The following is a 19,700-nucleotide window of genomic DNA, read 5'->3' as shown; positions in this document are numbered from 1 at the left end:
CACGGTGGCCGGACCTGGTGCGACGGATCGGCCGGTCAGATCTGATCGGCGGTCGGTTCGCAGACGCCGGGCTTGGTGCAGTTCTCGGCCGCGTGCGTGTCGAGCACCCGCGCGCCCGGTCCCTCGTCGCCCAGGTGGTCGTGGGCGTTGAAGATCTTGCACACGCCCAGCGACAGGCACCCGCAGCCGATGCAGCCGGTGAGGTTGTCGCGCAGCCGCACCAGCTGTTCGATGCGGTCGTCGAGATCGGCGCGCCAGGCGGTGGACAGGGTCTCCCAGTCGCGGCGGCTGGGGTTGCGCCCATCGGGCAGATTGTCGAGGGCGTGGCGGATCTCGGCGAGCGGTATGCCGACCCGCTGGGAGATGCGGATGAAGGCGACCCGGCGCAGGGTCTCGCGGGAGTAGCGGCGCTGGTTGCCGCTGGTCCGGCGGGCGCTGATCAGCCCTTCTCGTTCGTAGAAGTGCAAGGCGGACACCGATACTCCGGCTCGCTGGGCGAGCTGACCGGGGGTCAGCTCCTTCGCCTGCCACGACGCGGTCTGCATTCCTGAACATTACTCCAGGTTTCTTGTCACGGCGACCCGGCGACCGGAGGATTCACCGGGACGACTCGAGCTTTTCCCGGGTGCGAATTGCATGCCATCCGTGCCGCGGGCAACTACCGTCGTGTCATGGGAACAAAGGCCGCACCCACGGCGCGACCGTTTTCCGTGACCTCGGAGGTCGGCGCACTGCGCACGGTGCTGTTGCACCGCCCGGGCGACGAGCTGCGCAGGCTCACCCCGCGCAACAACGATCAGCTGCTGTTCGACGCCATTCCGTGGGTGGAGCGCGCCCAGCAGGAGCACGATATCTTCGCCGACGTGCTGCGCGGCCGCGGGGTCGAGGTGCTGCTGCTGGCCGATGTGCTCACCGAGACCATCCAGGGCAGCGGCGCCGCCCGGATCCAGGGTATTTCCGGGGCGGTGGACGCCCGCCGGCTCGGTCACGTGCTGGCCGACGAGCTGGCCGCCCACCTGCGCCGGGTGCCCGCCCCGGAGCTGGCGCAGATCCTGATGTCCGGCATGACATTCGACGAGCTGCCGTTCGTTCAGGACGCCACCTCGCTGGTGCGCCGCATGCATCACGGCCACGATTTCGTCATCGATCCGCTGCCGAACCTGCTGTTCACCCGGGACTCGTCGTTCTGGGTCGGCCCGCGCGTGGCGATCACCTCGCTGGCGCTGCCCGCCCGGGCCCGCGAAACCTCGCTCACCGACCTGATTTACGCCTTTCACCCCCGTTTCCTGGGTGTGCGCCGGGCCTACGAATCGCACACCGCGCCCATCGAGGGCGGCGACGTGCTGCTGCTGTCCCCGGGCGTGGTGGCGGTCGGGGTGGGTGAGCGCACCACCGCCGCGGGGGCGGAAGCATTGGCGCGCAGTCTCTTCGAGGATGATCTGGCCCACACCGTGCTCGTCGTGCCGATCGCCCAGACCCGTGCGACCATGCATCTCGACACGGTCTGCACCATGGTCGACGTCGACGCCGTGGTCATGTATCCGGCGATCCAGGATGAGTTGTGCGCCTTCACCATTCGTAAGGAGGAGGGTGGCGTGAGCATCTCCGGCCCCGACCCCTTCCTGCGGGTGGCCGCCGAGGCCATGGGCATCGGCAAGCTGCGGGTGGTCGACACCGGCCTGGACGGCGTCACCGCCGAACGGGAGCAGTGGGACGACGGCAACAACACCCTCGCCCTGGCCCCCGGCGTGGTGGTGGCCTACGAACGCAACGAGAACACCAATGCGCGGCTCGAAGACGCCGGAATCGAGGTGCTGCGCATCCCCGGCTCCGAGCTGGGTTCCGGCCGCGGCGGTCCGCGCTGCCTGTCCTGCCCGTTGTCGCGTGACGAGGTGTGATGAAGCCATGCTGGACATCCCGGTCGACCACCACTCGACGGTCCCGCCGTATGAGCAGCTGCGCCAGGGCATCATCGCCCGGGTGCGCTCCGGTGAGCTCGCCGCCGGCACCAAGATCCCCACGGTCCGGGCGCTGGCGGCGACGCTGAAGCTGGCCCCCAATACGGTGGCGCGCGCCTACCGCGAGCTGGAGCAGGACGGCATGCTCGAAACCCGCGGGCGGCTGGGCTCTTTCATCGCGTCCTCGGGCGACCCGACCCGCGACCTGGCGGGCCGCGCCGCCACCGAGTACGTCGCCGTGATCAGGCGACTAGGCCTGGACGACGACGCCGCGGAGCGCTATCTGCACGCCGCGCTCGGCGAGAACGACACGGCGCCATAGTTTCCGGCCCCGCCGTCGGTCCTACCTCCAGCTGGGCAGCCACAGGTGGTCGTGCCAGTTGCCGGGTGTGATCGGCATACCGGTCAGGATCGGCCACAGCCAGATGAAATTGGCGATGACCAGCGCCAGGTACAGGCACACCAGCAGCAGCCCCAGCCCCTGTCGTTCGCTGGGCGGGGTGAACATCTGCCAGCCCGGCGCGCCCGAGAGCCGCCGTCCGCTGGGCGGTGCGTGCCCGAGGATGTCGCCGAGCGCCAGCGCCACGCCCATGGCCAGGAACGGGGCCAGCGGCACCGCGTAGAAGAAGTACATCTGCCGGTCCAGATCCAGGAACCAGGGCAGGATTCCTGCCCCGTACCCGACCAGGACGGCGGCGTAGCGCCAGTCGCGCCGTACGATGCTGCGCCACAGTGCCCACCCGAGCATGGGGAAGACCACCCACCACAGCGCGGGCGTGCCGATCGCCATGACCGCCTTGACGCAGGCGGCCTGCCCGCAACCGCTGACATTGGTGTCGGCGTAGTAGTAGAGCATCGGCCGCAGTCCCATGGGCCAGGTCCACGGCTTGGATTCCCACGGATGGTGATTGCCCGCGGAGTTGGTGAGCTCCTTGTGGAAGTTGAGGACCTCGCCGCCGTAGTACCAGAGTCCGCGCAATGCGCCGGGCACCCATGAGAAGTCCCCGCCGCGACCGACCTTCGACCCGACCGCGTACCGGTCGTAGCTGGTCTCGCTGGCGAACCAGCCCCAGAAGGACAGGAGGTAGACGAACACCGGCACGACCATCATCGCGTAGACGGTGGGCCCGAGGTCGCGCCGGGCGACGCCCTCCCACGGCTTCTTCACCCGATACCCGCGTCGCGCGGCCAGGTCGAACGCCAGTGACAGCGCCGCGAACCCGACGATCCAGTACGCGCCGGACCATTTGGTGCCGCAGGCCAGTCCGAGCATGAGGCCCGCGCCGAACCGCCACCAGCGCACGCCGAACCGCGGCCCGTATTCGGTGTCGTCGATGCGTCCCTCGGCGGCGACCCGCGCGATGCGGGTGCGGATGTCGTCGCGGTCCACGACCAGGCAGCCGAAGGCCGCGGTGACGAACAGCGTCTGGAAGATGTCGAGCATGCCGATGCGGGAGGACACGAAGGTGAGTCCGTCGCAGATCAGCAGGATGCCCGCGAACGCGCCGATCAGGGTGGATCGCGTCATTCGCCGCACGATGCGGATCACGAGCAGCACCAGCAGCGTTCCGGAGACGGCGGCGGTGAACCGCCAGCCCCACGGCCCGTATCCGAAGATGGCCTCGCCGAGCGCGATCATCTGCTTGCCGACCGGCGGGTGCACCACCAGCCCGTAGCCCGGGTTGTCCTCGACGCCGCCGTTGGTGAGCACCTGCCATCCCTGCGGCGCGTAGTGCTTCTCGTCGAAGACCGGCGTGTGCAGGTCGGTCGGATAGTTCAGCAGCAGGAACCGGGTGATGCCCGCGATCGCGGTGAGGAACAGCGTGACCACCCAGCCCCGCGCCCAGTCCGTGGGCCCGAAATCGGGTGAGGGCACCAGCGGAGCGGGACTCGACAGCGCCGCCGTCTCCGCCTGAACCGCTGACGGTCGCACGTCGGTTACCTGGGTCACGCCGTCGATCGTAAGCGGTCGCGCCCCTCGAGTCGCCTTCCGGTGAGCCGCCGCCACTCCGGTGGTGGCCCCCGGCCGGGGTTCGCGCGCCCGCGCCGGTAGGTTCGGCGGGTGTCTCGGAGTGGAACAGCGGAACAGATGAGCGCCGGGTCCGGTGCGCCGGGCCGGCTGGTCCTGGCGGCGACGCCGATGGGCGATATCGGTGACGCCTCGCAGCGATTGCGGGACGCGCTCGCCACCGCCGACATCGTGGCGGCCGAGGACACGCGGCGGACGCGGTCGCTGGCGAAGGCGCTAGAGCTGGAGATCTCCGGCCGGGTGGTGAGCTTCTACGACCACGTGGAGACCGCGCGCATCCCGATGCTGCTCGAGGAGATCGAGTCCGGGAAGACGGTGTTGCTGGTCACCGACGCGGGCATGCCGTCGGTGAGCGATCCCGGTTATCGGATGGTGGCGGCGTGCGTGGAGCACGGCCTGCCGATCACCTGCCTGCCCGGCCCGTCCGCGGTGACCACCGCGCTGGCCCTGTCCGGCCTGCCCGTCGAACGCTTCTGTTTCGACGGGTTCCCGCCCCGCAAGTCCGGGCAGCGCAAGGAGTGGCTGCGCACGCTGACCTCGGAAGCCCGTGCGGTGGTGTTCTTCGAGGCCCCGCACCGGCTCGCCGACTGCCTGGCCGACGCGGTCGAGGTGCTCGGCCCGACCCGGCGCGCCGCGGTCTGCCGGGAGCTCACCAAGACCTACGAGGAGGTCGTGCGCGGCACGCTGGCGGAGCTGGCCGCCTGGGCCGTCGAGGGGGCGCGCGGTGAGATCACCGTGGTTCTCGAAGGCGCGCAGCCCGTTTCGGCCGAGCCCGCCGATCTGGTCGGCCAGGTCGAAGCCCTGATCGAGTCGGGGCTGCGGTTGAAGGACGCGTGCGCGGAGGTGTCCGCCGCCACCGGAGCGTCGCGTCGCGAGCTGTACGACGCGGTGCTGGCGGCCCGTTCCGCCGAATAGCGCTCCCCGGGTCGGTGTTCGGCCCGCGGTTGTCTGGCCAGTGTGCCCACTGGAAGGGGTGCGCCGATGCCGCGCCCGGCCCCGCGGGCCGCTGTTACAGTCCCCGATCATGGTGCATGAGACGGCCGCTCCGGCAAGTGAATTGGTGCTGGAACCGTTCGCGTTGAGCGACGATTTCTATCAGCGGCCGCACGACGCGTACGACGTGTTGCGGGCGCGCGGCGCTGCGCATTTCGTGCGCTTCCCGGACGGCGGGACCGGTTGGCTGGTCACCGATTACGAGGCGGCGAAGGCCGTCTTCCTGGATCCCGCCGTCAGCAAGGCCCTCAAATCGCCGGGCGCGCAGGCCGCGCTCGGTGGTGATGCCGCGGGCGCGGCCATGTTCGGCGACATGATGCTGTTCTACGACCCGCCGGAGCACACCCGGCTGCGGGCGCTGGTGAATCGCGCGTTCAGTGGCCGCGCGGTGCGCGAATTGGCCCCGCGCATCACCGAATTGGCCGACGGTCTGCTGGCCGGGCTGGCCGAGGACGCCGCGACCGAGCAGGATCTGCTGGACCGCTACGCGTTCCCGCTGCCCATGCTGGTGATCTGCGAGCTGCTGGGCGTGCCCAACGAGGACCGCGACAGCTTCCGCGCCTGGTCCACGACCCTGGTCTCCAATGACGAGACCCCCGAGGCCCGTGGCGCCGCCGTCGGCCAGTTCCTCGGCTATATCGACGGATTGATCCGCGCCAAGCAGGAAGCGCCGGCCGATGACCTGCTGTCCGAACTGATCTCGGCCAGTGAGGACGGCGACCGGCTCTCCCACCGCGAGCTGATCAGCATGGTGTTCCTGCTGTTGATCGCGGGCTTCGAGACCACCGTGAACCTGATCTCCAACGCTGTCGCGATCCTGTTGACCGACAACGGAGTCCGGGCCGTTCTCGCCGCGGACCCGGGCCGGATGGCGGATTTCGTGGAGGAAGTCCTGCGCTTCGAGTCCCCGGCCGGCGAGGGCACCTTCCGTTACACGACCGCCCCGGTCACCGTCGGCGGCATCGACATCCCCGCGGGTCAGCGGGTTCTGGTGTCGATGGCCGCCGCCGACCGCGACCCGTCGCGCTTCGACGACCCGCACCGGGTGGACCTGGACCGCGCCGACAAGAACCATCTCGCCTTCGGCTACGGCATCCACCGGTGCGTCGGCGCTCCGCTGGCGCGCATGGAGGGCGGAGTCGCGCTGACCCGCCTGCTCGCGGCCTACCCGGACCTGGTGCTCGCCACCGACGCCGAATTGTCCTGGCGCAAATCGCTGATCGTGCGGGGACTTACCGCGCTGCCGGTCCGCCTCCGCCCCTGACCCGGGGTCCACCAGTTGGCGGGCCCCATCAGTTTCACCAGCGCCGGGACCAGCAGCATGCGGACCAGGGTGGCGTCGATGATCAGCGCGATCACCATGCCGAGGCCGAGGAACCGCATGGGCGTGAGCGGCGACAACGTGAACGCGCCGGTGATGAGCACGAGCAGCGTCGCGGCGGCGGTGATCACGCGCGCGGTCTGCACGGTTCCGACGCGCACCGAGGTCTCGGTGTCCGCGCCCGCGTCGTGCGCTTCCACCATGCGCGACAGCAGGAACACCTCGTAGTCGGTGGAGAGCCCGAACACGACCGCGATGATGAGGACCATCATTCCCGCGGACAGCGGGCCGACACTGATGTGCAGCGCACCCGCCAGATGCCCCTGATCGAAGATCCAGGTGAGCACGCCGAAGGTGGCGGCCAGGCTGAGGAAGGCCATGAGGACGGCCTTGAGCGGCAGGACGATCGAGCGGAACGCCAGCGCCAGCATGAGCAGTGTGACGGCCACCATGACCGCGATCATGAGCGGGAGCCGATCGAGCACGGCCGCGATGCTGTCGACCGTGGTGGCGCTCTCGCCGCCGACCCGCAGTTCGAGTCCGTCCGGATGCAGGTCCCGCAGGTCGCGCACGATGTCCTGGGCGCGCGGTGAGCGGTCCGGGGCGGCGAGCGCGGCGTGCACGATGACGGTGTCGTCGCGGGTATCGAGGGCCAGCGCCTGCCGGACTCCGGGCACGCCGCCGATCTCCCGCAGCGCCCGGCTGACCCCGGCCTGAGTCGGTGTGCCGCCGCCGGTTTCGCGGACCAGGATGGTGGCCCCGCTGTTGGCGGCGGGGAAGTGCGCCGTCAGTTCCTCGACGGCGACCCGGGTTTCATTGCCCGCGGGCAGGGCGGTGTGGTCGATGTCGCCGAGCCGGACACCGGTCAGCGGCGCGGCCAGCACGAGCAGGATCGCGCCGACGGCGAGGGCGATCACGCCCGGCCGCTTCATGACGGCGGTGACAACGCCACCCCAGAACCGTTGCGCCCGAGCCTCGGAACGATCGAAGGCGTCCGCGCGCCAGCTCCACTTGCCGATCCGCGGACCGAGCAGCGCCAGCATGGCGGGCAGCGCGGTCACCGACAGCGCGGCGGCCAGCCCCACCGCGGCGATGGCCCCGATCCCGAGCGAGCGCAGCACCGCCAGCGGGAAGACGAACGTCCCCGCGAACGCGCACATGAGCAGCAGCGCCGAGAACAGCACCGTGCGGCCGGCCGTGCCCAGCGTGCGGGTCACCGCCGCCTCCACGCCGGCTCCGCGCGCGAGTTCCTCCCGGAACCGTCCGACGATGAAAAGCCCGTAGTCGATGGCCAATCCGAGCCCCAGCAGCGACACCACGTTCATGGCGAACACGCTGACCTCGGTGAGCCGCGCGATCAGCCCGACCGCGCCCAGCGCCCCGATCACCGCCAGGGTGCCGATCGCCACCGGCAGCGCGGCGGCCACCACACCGCCGAACACCAGAACCAGCACCAAAGCCGTCAAGGGGATCGAAACGGATTCGGCCAGTACCAGATCGTGCCGTGATTGCGTGCTGATCGTGTCGGCGAGCGCGCTGTACCCGGTCAGCTTCGTGTCGAGCCCGTCGACCCGCAGCGCGGCAGCGATTCTCGGATACTCGGCCACCCGCTGGTTGTCGTCGCCCGCCGAGAACACCACGGCGACCGCCTGCCGCCCGTCCGCCGACCGCAGATACTGTGATCGCGCACTGCTCCAATAGCTTTCGACGGGCCGCCGCAACAGGGCCGGGTCGATGGACGCGATGGCCGCCGTCACCCGCGGCCCGATATCCGCCAGCGACTGCCCTTCGGGCGCGGTGTACACGGCGATGACATCCGGATTCTGTGGCCCCAGCCGCTCGGTCACCCAGGCGTCCACCGCCGTGGATTCACTGCGCGGCACCACGAATCCCGCCGAACTCACCCGCTGCTGCAGTCCGGTCGCGAACACCCCGCAGGCCAGTGCGAACAACACCGCCGCCACCAGCACGGTCTTCGGTCGGGCGACGACCACGCGCGCCCACGCGGCCACGAGAGCGCCGACCGCCGCGTGATCACCGGATGCCGCGCCACCGTGCGATCGTCCGCTGACCGCCCGGGATTCGGCTGCGGCCGAGTGGTTGGTGGTCTCGGCGGGATCGCCGATGGTGGCGGGCGAGTCGCCCTCGACCCCGGCTCCGGTGGCCTCGGTGGAATTGCCGACGGTGGTCATGGGCACTCCGATCCTGTTGTGCGCGAGCGGGTGAGCGCGTCGGGCCGGGCACCGTGGCCAGGCCGGACGCGCTCGGCGGCGGCACCGCCGCTACACCCCGGTGGGCTCGGTCCCTAGTTGTGAGCGGTCGAAGGTTGCTGGGCGAGTTCGCTTTCCAGCGTCCGGACGATGCGGTCCAGCAGCGCGTCCAGTCGTTCGGGCACGCCCCGGCCGCTGCGCGCGGAGACGGTGAGCTCGGTGCGCCCGCCGCATTCGGTCATGCCGATGAGCAGCGGCATGGCGACGCTGTGCTGTGGCATCACCTTGATGGCGGTGGGCGCGAAACCGGGGACGGCGAGGGCGTCGAGGTCGTAGCGGCCCATGTGGGAGACGGTGGCGGAGGCCAGGTTCAGGCCCGTGCGCGAGCCCAGGGCGTTGAGGACGCGCAGCAGTCCGCGTCCGGCGGCCTGCGGCAGGTACTTCAGCCCGCCGTTGTCCATCTGGTTCAGTTCGCGGTTCTCCGCGAGCCCCGCGCGCTTGATCTCGTTGAGCTGCCGCCAGTCCATGCCCGGCCGCACGTCCAGGAACAGCGGCAGCGCGAGATTCGCGGTCGACCGCAGCTCCGGGTCGTGGCGTCGGATGTCGACGGGGATCATGATGCGCGAGACGGGCCCGCCCTCGTCGGCCAGCATGGCCGCCACCCGCATCAGCGTGCCCGGCCCGGTCGCGTGAATGGTCCTGGTGCGCAACAGATGCCGGTGCTCGCCACGCTCCTGGCGGCCGTGCCCGGTCGCCGACCGGAAGCGCGGCAGCATGAGGGTGGGCCGCCCGGGCGCGCCGATCCGCTTCACCAGTTCGGCGTCGGCGATCGGGTCGGCCGCGCCCACCGGCTCCTCGCCGCGCAGCGCCCGCAGCACGTCGGTGGTCCACATGACCATGCCCATGCCGTCCATGACGCCGTGGAACACCCGGAAGACCAGCGCGGTGGTCGTGCCGGTGAGCAGCAGCACCTCCACCGTGGCGTCGGGGGTCGGCCCGATCGGGCTGGTCAGCACCGGATCCGCTTCCAGCGCGGGGTAGCGCAGCGTGTGCTCGACCACGCGCACGCCGGGTGCGCGTCCGCTGTCCACCCAGTGGCGGCCCTCGCGCACCAGGCGCGCGCCCGGGTTCGCGGCGGCGGCGGTGGCGACCGCGCGCCGCAGCGCCTCCGGATCGATGCTGCCCGTGCCCTCCACGACCAGCTGCATCAGGAACGGCGGAGCCAGATCCCGCATCGGGAAGTAGATGAGTTCGGTGGGGGAGATGGGACGGCGGAACATGGGCCTACCTGCCTGGATCGTCTCGATGCGTTAGATCTGCGCGTTCAATGCCACCGCGCCGCCCTGGCTTTCGAGCCAGGTCAGGAAACCGGCCAGGCCGGTCTCACGGTCCACGATCGGCCGGTAGCCGAGATCGCGGGCGGCGGCGGAGGTGTCGTAGGTCGCGGTGCGGGTCATCAGCGCGACCACGTACCGGGACAACGGCGGCGACCACCGGGTGGCGACGAACGGTATGCGCCAGACGGTTTCGATGGTGGCCACGATCGCGGCGAGGACTTTCGGATTCGGCTGCCGGGTCGGCTTCGGGTAGCCGAGACCGGTCGCCACCTCGCCGAGGAAGCCCCACACGTCGGTGCGTTCGGCGTCGGCGATGAAATACGCCTTGCCGCCGGCGTTCTCGCTGCGCGCGGCCAGTACGCAGGCCTCGGCGATATTGTCCACATGGCACAGCGAGGCGTACACCTGCCTGCCGTAGGACAGGTCCGGCAAGGACCCTTCGCCCGCCCGGCCCAGCAGCCGCACGATCGGCCCGGACCGGTCTCCCGCGCCCCAGATGGCGCGCGGCCGCAGCGCACACGTGGTGAACCCGTCCGTATTCGAGGCCAGGACCAGGCGTTCGGCCGCGGCCTTGGTCTCGGAGTAGTGGTTCAGGTAGCGGCTCGGGTACGGCACCGATTCGTCGATGTCGACCTGATCGCCGCCGCCGCGGTCCATGAGCGCGCTCGGGCTGGACACGAACACGAACCGCGAAGCGCCATTGCGTCTCGCCGCCCGCAGCAGATTCTCGGTGGCCGTGACGTTCTCGGCGACGAACTGGTCGCGCGTGCCGCGATCGTCCACCCGCGCGGCGCTGTGGAAGACCACGTCCACGCCCTTGGTGGCGCGATCCAGGGACCCCGGATCGGTGAGGTCGCCGGTGACGACCTCCACCCGATCCAGCACCTCCGACAGATCGCGCAGGTTGCTGGTCGGCCGGGCCAGAATGGCCACCTCGTAGTCGCCGTCGCGGACCAGGCGGCGCACCAGCGCCCCGCCCAGGAATCCGGAAGCGCCCGTCACCAGTGCCTTCACGCCCTGTCCTTTCCGCATGCCCGGGAGCGCCGCGTGGTTGTGCGAGCTGCCTCCTCCGCGCCTGACCCGGTCATGCGGCCACCTGCGTCTTCCACCAGGTGATCCCGAAGATCTGGGTCATGGCCGCCGTCTTGACCGGCGAGTGCCCGCTGTCCGCGGTGGCGCGCAGGGCGGCCGGGATCTGGGCCGCGTGCACCACGACGCTCAGGAACGCGTCGATCCAGAACACCGCGCGCAGCAGCCGGTTCTCCGGGGCGCGATCCCCCGCCGCGAGCAGCACGCCCACGGCGAGATACAGCCAGCCGAGCACCGGAATCGCCTGTAGTACCAGCACCTTCATCGTCGTTCGTCCTTTCCGAGCCGCTCCGCCGCCCAGACCGCGAGCTGCTCGCGGCCGATCTTGGCATTGTGTCGGATATCGACCGGGAACTTCGGGTGGAACAGGAACGTGGAAACCGCTGCGGTGACCGTGAATTCGCCCGCCCGCGCGCGCAGCCCCGCCGTCACGGCCGCGGGATCCGCGCCCGGTTCGGTCTCGACACACAGCACCGGCCGCTGCGCGCCCCGCTCGCCGACACCGACCAGCGCGGTCCGGGCCACGCCGGGCACGGCGTTGAACACCTGCTCCACCTGCACCGAGAACATGGGTCCGGCGGCGGTCTGCAGTCGCTGACTCTTGCGTCCGCAGAACCAGATCCGGCCCTCGCCGTCGATGCGGGCCAGGTCGCCGGTGCGATGCCACACCGTCTCGCCGTCCTGGATCTTGCCCGCCGCGTTCGCCGACTCCGGCCAGTAGTAGCGGGTGCTCACGTTCGGCCCGGACACCACCAGTTCGCCGATGCCGCGGGTGGCGGCCAGCTCGGTCTCGCGGGCCTGCGCGTGCGCCCAGGTCGGGATCGGGTCGTCGGTGATGGCGACCAGCCGCGCGCGCACCCCTTCGGCGGGACGGCCCACACAGGTGCCCTCGCCGAGGCGGGCGCGATCGGCCGGACCGGCCAGCAGCTCACGGGATTCGATGGTGGACATGGGCAGCGCCTCGGTGGAGCCGTACCCGGCGTACACCTCCGCGTCCGCGGCCAGCACCCGGCGCAGCCCGGCGATGCAGGTGTCCGGGACGGGCGCGCCGCCGGAGAAGATGCTGTGCAGCGTCGGTACCGGCGTGCGGTGCGTCTCCAGGTGCCGCAGCAGCGGGATCAGCACGGCGGGGGAGGCGAACATGGTCTTCACCCCGAACCGGTTGATCGCGTCCACCACGTGCGCGGGATCGGTGGAACCGACCTTGCTGGGCACCAATGGCGGCAGGACACACCGGGATCCGAGGAGCATGTCGAGAATGCCGACCAGCGGCAGCGTGATCAGCGAGGTGCCCGGCTCCACCCGGCCGCGGGCGGCGTGCACCTGCTCGACCATGGCGCTGAGATTGCCGTGCGTCATCTCCACGGCCTTGGCGGGACCGGTCGAGCCGGTCGTGTAGGCGATGAGCAGCACCTCGTCGGCGGGCGCGGGCACCCGCTCGCGCAGGGTGAAGGCGTCGAACGGGGCGCGGTGCTCACCGGACGGCCGCCGTGACTCGGCGACGGAGGCGAGCAGTTCCTCCAGTCGCGCCGCCACTTTCGCGCCGACCGGACCGGCGGCGTCGGTGCGGAAACGGATGCCGAACCGGCTTGCCGTCACCGGGGCGTCCCAGCTGCGCAGGGTCGGCCCGCCCCAGAACCAGCGCGGGCCCACGGTCAGCGTCACCCGCACATCGCGGAAATACTTGGCGAACAGCACCCGCGCCGCGTGCGCCTGCGGGATGCCGATGAACGCCTCCGCGTTCGCCGCGCGCAGGCAGTTGAGCATCTTGCGCACACCCATGCCCGGATCGATCACGACCGGGATGGCGCCGATCTTCAACAGCCCCAGCATGATCGCGTACAGCTCCGGGCTGGGCAGCACCAGCACGATGGTGCGGGTGCCACGGCCCACCCCGGCGGCGGCCAGGTGCAGGCCGATGGTGTCGGACCACTCGTCGAGCTCACGGTAGGTGAGATGGCGGTAGTCCGGCAGGCCGGAGGCGGTCTTCCCCGCGGGGTAGATCACCGCCTCACGGTCCGGATCGGCGGCCACCACCGCACGGAAGCGGTCGATGGCCTGCCAATAGGTCGCGGTGGTCACGCCGCGGCCCCGACCACGGCGGGCAGACGGTAGACGACGGCGGCCGCCGACGGGCCCGCGCCCGCCGCCACGAACAGCACATCGCGGTACCCGGTCAGCGATTCCGCGTGGGCGGCAGCGTGATACGCCAGCGACAGCGACGCGGTGTGCGGGTCGCCCTGGGACAGGTCCGGGAGGAACACCGCGTCCGGGGCGATGCCCAGCTCCTCGGCCAGGCGGGCCGGGAAGTCGTCGCTCGGGGTGGCGGCGATCAGGGCGGTGGTGGTCTCCTCCGCGGCACTGCCGGAGAGGGCGGCGCGGGCGGCGTCGGCGGCGACCGCCAGCAGCCGGTCCAGGTAGTCCGGCTCACGGTCCACCGTCATCAGGCCGCGGCCGCGGTCGCCCATGGTCTCGGTGTCCACGTACGACTCCAGGCCGGGGGTGCCCGCGGCGGCCCGGGTGTGCACCTGGCCGAAGCCCTCGGGCTCGCCGGTCTGCTCCAGCAGGAGCGCGGCGCCGGCGGTGGCGTAGGGGAATTCGTCGTCGGCGGCCGCGCGGGTCATCGACGGGTGGGTGTCGCCGGAGACGATCAGCACGTGCTCGGCGCTGCCGGTCGCCAGCACCGCCTGGGCCACCTGCACGGCATTGAGCACGCTGGTGCCGGCGTTCATCAGGTCGAAGGAGAAGGACCGCGGGTCCTCCTTCACGTAGTCGAGGCCGATGCCCGCGGCCTTCTGGATCAACGCCGAGACGGCGGGCTCGACGGTATTGCTGTCGCGGAAGATGCCCGCGTTGATCATGACCCCGACCTGTCCGGGCTCCACCCCGGCGCTCTCCATCGCCCGGCGCGCGGCCCGGCCGCTGAGCTCCACGATGCTGAAAGTGTCGGTGTCCCGGGCGATTCCGGTGGATTTGATGCGCACACCCATGGCGGTACCTCAGACCTTCAGCGACGAGATGGTGGTGGACAGGAATCCGCCGACGACCCCCGACGCCGCGGGAATCATCAGGATCTTCGATCCGGCGGCCAGGTTCTGCTGGCTCAGTTGATCGTGCAGCACGATGAAATGGGAAGTGCTGGAAGTGTTTCCGTACTTCTCGATGACATTCAGGTCCGGCGGCATCGGGTGGCCGAATTCGCGTTCGGCGATGGCGTTCATGAACGGGATGGCCGCCGCGCCGAACTGGTGGTGGATGATGTAGTCGAAACCCTCGTCGGCGAAGGTGAAGCCCTGCGCCTCCATGAAATTGCGCTGGGTGTCGGTCCACAGCAGGAACCGGGCCTCGTTGTGCATCTTCCGGTTGTCGGTGTACAGCGCGACGCCGTTGGACTTGTCGCTCGGCATTCCCAGACAGAGGTGGGAGAACTCCGACGCGGTGGTGAGTTCGATGTAGTGGATCACGTCGTTGTCGTCGACGGCTTCGTCCAGCGCCACGCACGCGCCGGAATCGCCGACGGTGAGCGAGGCGAATTGCAGATCGTATTTGCTGGAGATTTCGTCGACCGCGGTTTCCGCGATCGGCGTGATGGCCTCACCGCTGACCACGATGCCGCGTTTCACGGCGCCGCTGCGAATCATGCGGTCGAGAATGTAGACGCCACTCATCATGCCGGCGCACGCATTCGAGAGATCGAATGCGATGACATCCTCGCGGGCGCCGATGGCGCGGGCGATCGTGCCGGCGAAGGACGGCTCCATGTACATCTTGGTGCCGTGCTTGCTGCGGGTGATGGACGTGGAGATGATGATGTCGAGATCGCCCGCGGCGTACGACGACCTGGACAGGCAGTCCTCGACCGCCTTCATGGCGAGCGCGAAGGAATCCTCGCGGCTCTCCGGGCGGGTGTCGCGGAAGCGGCGTTCCTTGACTCCCGTAATTCGTTCGAGATCGAATTCGGGAGCCTCCTTCAATCGCGCGACGAGTTCTGCTGTGGTGACCCGGTTCTCGGGCAGATAGGCGCCGATCGATTCGAATCGAGATTGCGGCACAGGGGACTCCTGAAACTGGGGAGGCTGAAAAGCATTGGGGGGAAAGGTGATCGACTGTGATCGTCAAGCTCGGATGCGCTGAGGCTACCCGAGGGTAATCAGCTTGGGGAACTGTCGCGTTCCGTGTAACCGTCTGAGACGAAAGGTGAACAGTCGCTTACTGTTACCGGCAGTGACAGAAAAGGCCTTCGTGCAGCCAGCCTCGCCGAGGTCGCGCTGAAATGGGGGTTTGGCCTTCTCCGGCAATGCAAGTGAACACCCGGCTATCCTCGGTCATGTGCCTTGGGCATGGTCCGGATATGGCGGGACGAAGCCCCCGTTGTGAGTGAGTTCACGCGTCAGGCGCGTGCGGGCAGCCCCAGTACCGCGTTCACGAATTCCACGAACAGCGGCGCCAATTCGGGCACCCGATGCGCCCCCTCGGCGACGATGACCCGCCGCGTGCGCTCCCCGATCGCGTCCGGGATCAGCGCGAACAGTTCGTCCGCGATCACCGGCAGGCTCGGATCGGTCACCCGCGCCTCGGCATAGAACGCGCGATACAGGTCCGCGAACCGATCCACCGACAGATCCCGCAGCGCCACCGACTGCTGATCCACCTTGAACGCCTCGACCAGCATCAGCCGCGCGAAATCCGGTTCGGAGGCCACGGTTTCGCAGAATGTCACCACGATGGACTCGATCCGCTCGTGCGCCCCCGCGGTGGTCGGCAACTGCCCCAGCTCGTCCACGATCCGGGTGGCCATGATGTCCGAAGCTGACCGCACCGCCTCGATGAAGCACTGCTCCTTATTGGAGAAGTGCTCGTAGAACGTACTCCGCGAAACCCGGGCCCGCCCCACGATATCGGTCAGCGTAACCGCGTTATACCCCTTGGTCTCAACGCATTCCACCATCGCCTCCAGCAGCCGCCCCCGCTGCGAGGTCAACACCGCATCTCGCGCCGCCCGATGCCGCTCCTCGAAATGGGTGCGCTGCAACCCCCCGGCCGGTCCAGCCCACTCCCGCATCCATACCCCTCTTACTGAACTGCATCCACTTCAGATCCCCATTATCGACTGGTGGCCGTCCACCCCCCGCCCCGGCATTGACGTCGCATGCCATCAGTAGCTACCCCTTTGTCTCACAAAAGGGACCGGAGTCGCTGTGACCTGCACCGGACCGTAGGCTGTCGGCGTGCTCGAAGGCCTCAACCCGACCCCCGAACAGCCCGTACTCGGGATGTACATGCGGTACCGCCGGGAGATCCTGGGAATCACCCAGGAGGAGGCCGCACGCCGGATGTACGTCAGTGTCTCGCTCTACCGCAAGCTCGAGAACGGGGAGCGCGCGCTGACGGGCGATCGGCTCGAGGACTGGTGCAAGGCCATCGACGCTCCGGTGTGGATGCTCGAGAAGATGGTCTCCCTCGCGATGCCGAAGATCTCGACACTGGCCCGCGGCGCCTGGCCGCCCCAGCTGCGCCAGGAGGACATCGACCACCTCAACGCCCTGCCCTACCCCGCCTTCTTCCACCGCTTCCCCGAGTACGAAGTGCTCGCGGCCAACCCGGCTGCCCTCGGAGCGCTGCCTTGGCTGGCCCCGGCGCCCCCGGGCGCGGATCGCCCGGTGAACGTCATCGAGCAGATGATGATCGTCCCCGTGGCACCCGAAGTCCTGGTCAACTGGGACACCATCGTTCACCGTCTGCTCTTCAGCCTGCGCATCCTGGGCACCGGCGTCGTCGCCCCCGAACGCATGGCCCAGATCATCGAAACCTGCAGTGTGAACCCCGAGTTCGAGCGCATGTGGAGCACCCCGGTCGCCGAGGACCTGTACAACGACTCCGCGATCCTGGTTCGCAACCCCGAAACCGGCGAACTCATCTCCCTCACCATGCGCGTCTACAACGCCTACCACCCCCAGGGCTGCTCCTATCAGCTCTTCATGCTCACCCCCCGCCTTCCCGGCACCCCCACGGTCGACCCGTTCGTCCTGAACGCCATGAGCCAGTCGTGATCGGCCACATCGACGGTGCGTCCGAGCCGGCACCTTGACCATCGATCCGTTCGCGAAAGACTGATCCGTCCCGAGGAGGTGGACCGATGATGTTCGGCGGGAGCTCGGCCGCGCCGGAGCAGCCCATGCTCGGCATGTTCATGCGCTACCGGCGCGAGCACTTGGGATTGACCCAGGACGACGTGGCGCGACGCATGTTCGTGAGCCTGTCCCTGTATCGCAAGCTCGAGAACGGTGAACGCCCCATGTCGCCGGAGCGGCTGGCGGACTGGTCCCGGGCCATGGACGCGCCCGCGTGGTTGTTGCGCAAGATGGCTTCGCTGGCACTGCCGATGGCGTCCGCGGTGGAGGCGGGGGTGTGGCCGCCGGCGTTGCGGGCCGAGGATATCGAGCATTTGGAGGCTTTGCCGTTTCCGGCGTTCTATCACCGGACGCCCGAGTACGAGATCTTGGCGGCGAATCAGGCCGCGCGGGAGGCGTTTCCGTGGCTGCTTCCCACGCGTGCGGATGCCGAGCGGCCCGCGAATGTCATCGAGCAGATGATGACCGAGCCGATCGCGCGGGAGGTGCTGATCAACTGGGAGCTGATCGTGCATCGGCTGCTGTTCATCCTGCGGGTGAACGCGCCGGGGACTGTCGCTCCGGAGCGGCTCGCGCAGATTCTGGAAACCTGCCGGGTGAATCCGGAGTTCGAGCGATTCTGGACCACCGACCTCAGTGAAGAGCAGTTCAACGATTCACTGGTTCTGGTGCGGGACCCGGAGACCGGCGGGCGGATGGCGCTGACCATGCGCTCCTACAACGCCTGGCATCCCGACAACTGCCCGTACCAGTTGTTCGTGCTCACGCCCCGGGCCGACCCGACGCCGAGCGTGAGTGCCCCAATTCGTGCGACCTCTGCGGGTTGACCCTGCCACGGCGGGGCCGGATGCTTGTTCGGCGAGATCAAAACTGCTGCTGCCCGGTCCGAGCCCGTGCTTCGGATCGGGCAGTTTCGCGTTTTCGCGCGGCATTCCCGTTCCGGTGCTGGTGGAGTTCGGAGGGGAATCTCCACCCGTGGTGGATACGGGTGTGACGACTCGGTGACCGCCCGCCGAAGGGGGGCGGGCGGCACCGGATCTCGTATTACTTGGGGGTCACGTACTTCGGGAAGACGACTTCGGGCTCGGGGAGAGCCGTGCCCGGGACCAGCGGGGTGGAGACGTCGGCGAAGGTGCGGTCGGGGGCGGCCAGCAGGTCGAGGATCTTGCCCGCCGACGCGGGGATCACCGGCTGGACCAGGATCGAGACGATGCGCAGGACTTCCATGGTCACGTAGAGGATGGTGCCTTCGCGGGCGGTGTCCTCGGGGGTGCCGGCCTTGGCCAGGGTCCAGGGGGCCTGGGCGGAGAAGTAGCGGTTGGTCTCGCCGAGGGTGAGCCACAGCTGTTCCAGGCCGAGATGGATCTGCTGCTGGTCGAATTCGGCGCGGACCTTCTCGAGCAGGCCGTTGGCGCGGTCCAGCAGGGCCTTGTCGTCCGCGGTGAAGTCACCGGGGGTGGGGACCACACCGGCGAAGTCGCGGCCGACCATCTTCAGGCAGCGCTGGGCCAGGTTGCCGTACTCGTTGGCCAGGTCGGAGTTGATCCGGCCGATGATCGCCTCTTCGCTGTAGGAGCCGTCCTGGCCGTAGGAGATCTCCCGCAGCAGGAAGAAGCGGACGGCGTCCAGGCCGAAGGTGTCGACCAGCTCCATCGGGTCGACCACATTGCCGACCGACTTGGACATCTTCTCGCCCTTGTAGTTGACGAAGCCGTGCACGAAAACCCGCTTCGGCAGCGCGATTCCGGCGCTCATCAGGAACGCGGGCCAGTACACGGTGTGGAATCGCGAGATGTCCTTGCCGATGATGTGCAGATCCGCGGGCCAGTACTTCTGGAACGAACTCGAGGAGGTGTCGGGGTAGCCCGCGCCGGTGAGGTAGTTGGTGAGCGCGTCCACCCACACGTACATGACGTGATCGGGATGCCCGGGCACCGGAACGCCCCAGTCGAAGGTGGTGCGCGAGATCGACAGATCCTTCAGGCCGGCCTTCACGTACGAGACGATCTCGTTGCGCCGCGTCGCGGGCGCGATGAACTCCGGCTGCGTCTCGTACAGTTCGAGCAGCTTGTCCTGGTACTTGGACAGGCGGAAGAAGTAGTTCGACTCCTCGGTCCACTCCACCGGGGTCTTGGTGTCGGTGGAGATGCGGGTGCCGTCCTCGAGGACGGTGGTCTCCTCCTCGGTGTAGAACGCCTCGTCGCGCACCGAGTACCAGCCGGCGTAGGTGTCGAGGTAGATATCGCCCGCGGCGACCATCTGCTCCCAGATCGCGACCGACGCGGCGAGGTGGTCCTCGTCGGTGGTGCGGATGAAGCGGTCGAAGGAGATGTCGAGCGCCTTGTCCATGTTCTCGAAGACGTCGGAGTTGCGCGAGGCGTACTCCTGCTCCGAGAGACCGGCGGCCTTGGCGGCCTGCTGCACCTTCTGGCCGTGCTCGTCGGTGCCGGTCATGTAGAACACATCGAAGCCGTCCAGCCGTTTGAAGCGGGCCAGGGCATCGGAGGAGATGTACTCGTAGGCGTGCCCGATGTGGGGTGCGCCGTTCGGGTACGCGATGGCCGTGGTGACGTAAAAGGCGGGGCGATCGGATGCGCTCATGGTGTGTCTACTCTATCTGCGTGTCCTACGT

Annotated in this window: 17 protein-coding genes; 6 read left to right on the top strand and 11 right to left on the bottom strand. The window is 69.1% G+C overall.

Translation table 11 applies throughout. The annotated features are described in order from the left end of the window. Nucleotides 1-35 precede the first annotated feature (35 nt). A complete protein-coding gene (gene soxR / locus ABZ412_RS14345) occupies nt 36-545 on the bottom strand; it encodes a redox-sensitive transcriptional activator SoxR (RefSeq protein WP_357280545.1) in 510 nt (169 codons plus the stop codon). Between the two features lie 126 nt (nt 546-671). Here soxR and arcA point away from each other — a divergent pair, with 126 nt between their 5' ends. Beyond that, nucleotides 672-1,898 (top strand): arginine deiminase, encoded by a 1,227-nt coding sequence (gene arcA / locus ABZ412_RS14340; protein ID WP_357280543.1) that lies wholly within the window; start codon nt 672-674, stop codon nt 1,896-1,898. 7 nt (nt 1,899-1,905) lie between these two features. Further along, nucleotides 1,906-2,280 (top strand): GntR family transcriptional regulator, encoded by a 375-nt coding sequence (locus tag ABZ412_RS14335; RefSeq protein WP_357280540.1) that lies wholly within the window; start codon nt 1,906-1,908, stop codon nt 2,278-2,280. A gap of 21 nt (nt 2,281-2,301) precedes the next feature. Here the strand turns inward: ABZ412_RS14335 and ABZ412_RS14330 are convergent, their stop codons facing one another. Beyond that, complete coding sequence (locus ABZ412_RS14330; RefSeq protein ID WP_357280538.1) at nt 2,302-3,909, bottom strand: phospholipid carrier-dependent glycosyltransferase; 1,608 nt, start codon at nt 3,907-3,909, stop codon at nt 2,302-2,304. 138 nt (nt 3,910-4,047) lie between these two features. Here ABZ412_RS14330 and rsmI point away from each other — a divergent pair, with 138 nt between their 5' ends. Continuing rightward, nucleotides 4,048-4,902 (top strand): 16S rRNA (cytidine(1402)-2'-O)-methyltransferase, encoded by an 855-nt coding sequence (rsmI, locus tag ABZ412_RS14325; protein ID WP_357280536.1) that lies wholly within the window; start codon nt 4,048-4,050, stop codon nt 4,900-4,902. A gap of 109 nt (nt 4,903-5,011) precedes the next feature. Further along, nucleotides 5,012-6,244: a cytochrome P450 gene (locus ABZ412_RS14320; RefSeq protein ID WP_357280534.1), complete on the top strand. Its 1,233-nt coding sequence runs from the start codon at nt 5,012-5,014 to the stop codon at nt 6,242-6,244. Here the strand turns inward: ABZ412_RS14320 and ABZ412_RS14315 are convergent. The 8 genes from ABZ412_RS14315 to ABZ412_RS14280 all read right to left on the bottom strand — a co-directional run bounded on the left by ABZ412_RS14315 (nt 6,145) and on the right by ABZ412_RS14280 (nt 15,999). Next, nucleotides 6,145-8,493, bottom strand: coding sequence for an MMPL family transporter (locus tag ABZ412_RS14315; protein WP_357280532.1), 2,349 nt, complete (start codon nt 8,491-8,493; stop codon nt 6,145-6,147). The genes ABZ412_RS14320 and ABZ412_RS14315 overlap by 100 nt on opposite strands. A 113-nt stretch (nt 8,494-8,606) precedes the next feature. Next, on the bottom strand, nt 8,607-9,791 hold the full coding sequence (locus ABZ412_RS14310) for a peptide synthetase (RefSeq protein ID WP_357280529.1): 1,185 nt from the start codon (nt 9,789-9,791) through the stop codon (nt 8,607-8,609). A 30-nt stretch (nt 9,792-9,821) separates the two neighbouring features. Then, nucleotides 9,822-10,862: an NAD-dependent epimerase/dehydratase family protein gene (locus ABZ412_RS14305; RefSeq protein WP_357280526.1), complete on the bottom strand. Its 1,041-nt coding sequence runs from the start codon at nt 10,860-10,862 to the stop codon at nt 9,822-9,824. Nucleotides 10,863-10,932: 70 nt separating this feature from the next. After that, nucleotides 10,933-11,202 (bottom strand): hypothetical protein, encoded by a 270-nt coding sequence (locus ABZ412_RS14300; protein WP_357280524.1) that lies wholly within the window; start codon nt 11,200-11,202, stop codon nt 10,933-10,935. Then, nucleotides 11,199-13,019 carry a fatty acid CoA ligase family protein gene (locus ABZ412_RS14295; protein WP_357280521.1) on the bottom strand — a complete coding sequence of 607 codons (1,821 nt, stop codon included), beginning with the start codon at nt 13,017-13,019 and terminating at the stop codon, nt 11,199-11,201. Before ABZ412_RS14295 ends, ABZ412_RS14300 begins: the two co-directional genes overlap by 4 nt. Continuing rightward, on the bottom strand, nt 13,016-13,927 hold the full coding sequence (locus ABZ412_RS14290; RefSeq protein ID WP_357280519.1) for a hypothetical protein: 912 nt from the start codon (nt 13,925-13,927) through the stop codon (nt 13,016-13,018). Before ABZ412_RS14290 ends, ABZ412_RS14295 begins: the two co-directional genes overlap by 4 nt. 9 nt (nt 13,928-13,936) lie before the next feature. Then, nucleotides 13,937-14,989 carry a 3-oxoacyl-[acyl-carrier-protein] synthase III C-terminal domain-containing protein gene (locus ABZ412_RS14285; RefSeq protein WP_357280516.1) on the bottom strand — a complete coding sequence of 351 codons (1,053 nt, stop codon included), beginning with the start codon at nt 14,987-14,989 and terminating at the stop codon, nt 13,937-13,939. A gap of 338 nt (nt 14,990-15,327) precedes the next feature. Beyond that, on the bottom strand, nt 15,328-15,999 hold the full coding sequence (locus ABZ412_RS14280) for a TetR/AcrR family transcriptional regulator (protein WP_357280514.1): 672 nt from the start codon (nt 15,997-15,999) through the stop codon (nt 15,328-15,330). 166 nt (nt 16,000-16,165) lie between these two features. Between ABZ412_RS14280 and ABZ412_RS14275 the strand changes: the two genes are divergently transcribed. Further along, nucleotides 16,166-16,987 carry a helix-turn-helix domain-containing protein gene (locus ABZ412_RS14275; RefSeq protein WP_357280511.1) on the top strand — a complete coding sequence of 274 codons (822 nt, stop codon included), beginning with the start codon at nt 16,166-16,168 and terminating at the stop codon, nt 16,985-16,987. 86 nt (nt 16,988-17,073) lie between these two features. Then, complete coding sequence (locus tag ABZ412_RS14270; RefSeq protein ID WP_357280509.1) at nt 17,074-17,895, top strand: helix-turn-helix domain-containing protein; 822 nt, start codon at nt 17,074-17,076, stop codon at nt 17,893-17,895. A 217-nt stretch (nt 17,896-18,112) separates the two neighbouring features. Here ABZ412_RS14270 and metG read toward each other — a convergent pair whose 3' ends face one another. Then, the gene (gene metG / locus ABZ412_RS14265; protein WP_357280507.1) at nt 18,113-19,669 is read right to left on the bottom strand and encodes a methionine--tRNA ligase; all 1,557 of its coding nucleotides are present in this window, start codon (nt 19,667-19,669) and stop codon (nt 18,113-18,115) included. Between the last annotated feature and the right edge of the window lie 31 nt (nt 19,670-19,700).

Origin of the sequence: Nocardia sp. NPDC005746 (assembly GCF_040630785.1) — a bacterium.
Classification (GTDB): domain Bacteria; phylum Actinomycetota; class Actinomycetes; order Mycobacteriales; family Mycobacteriaceae; genus Nocardia.
The sequence above is the reverse complement of the archived record's forward strand: the minus strand, read 5'-3'. Positions and strand labels throughout refer to the sequence as shown.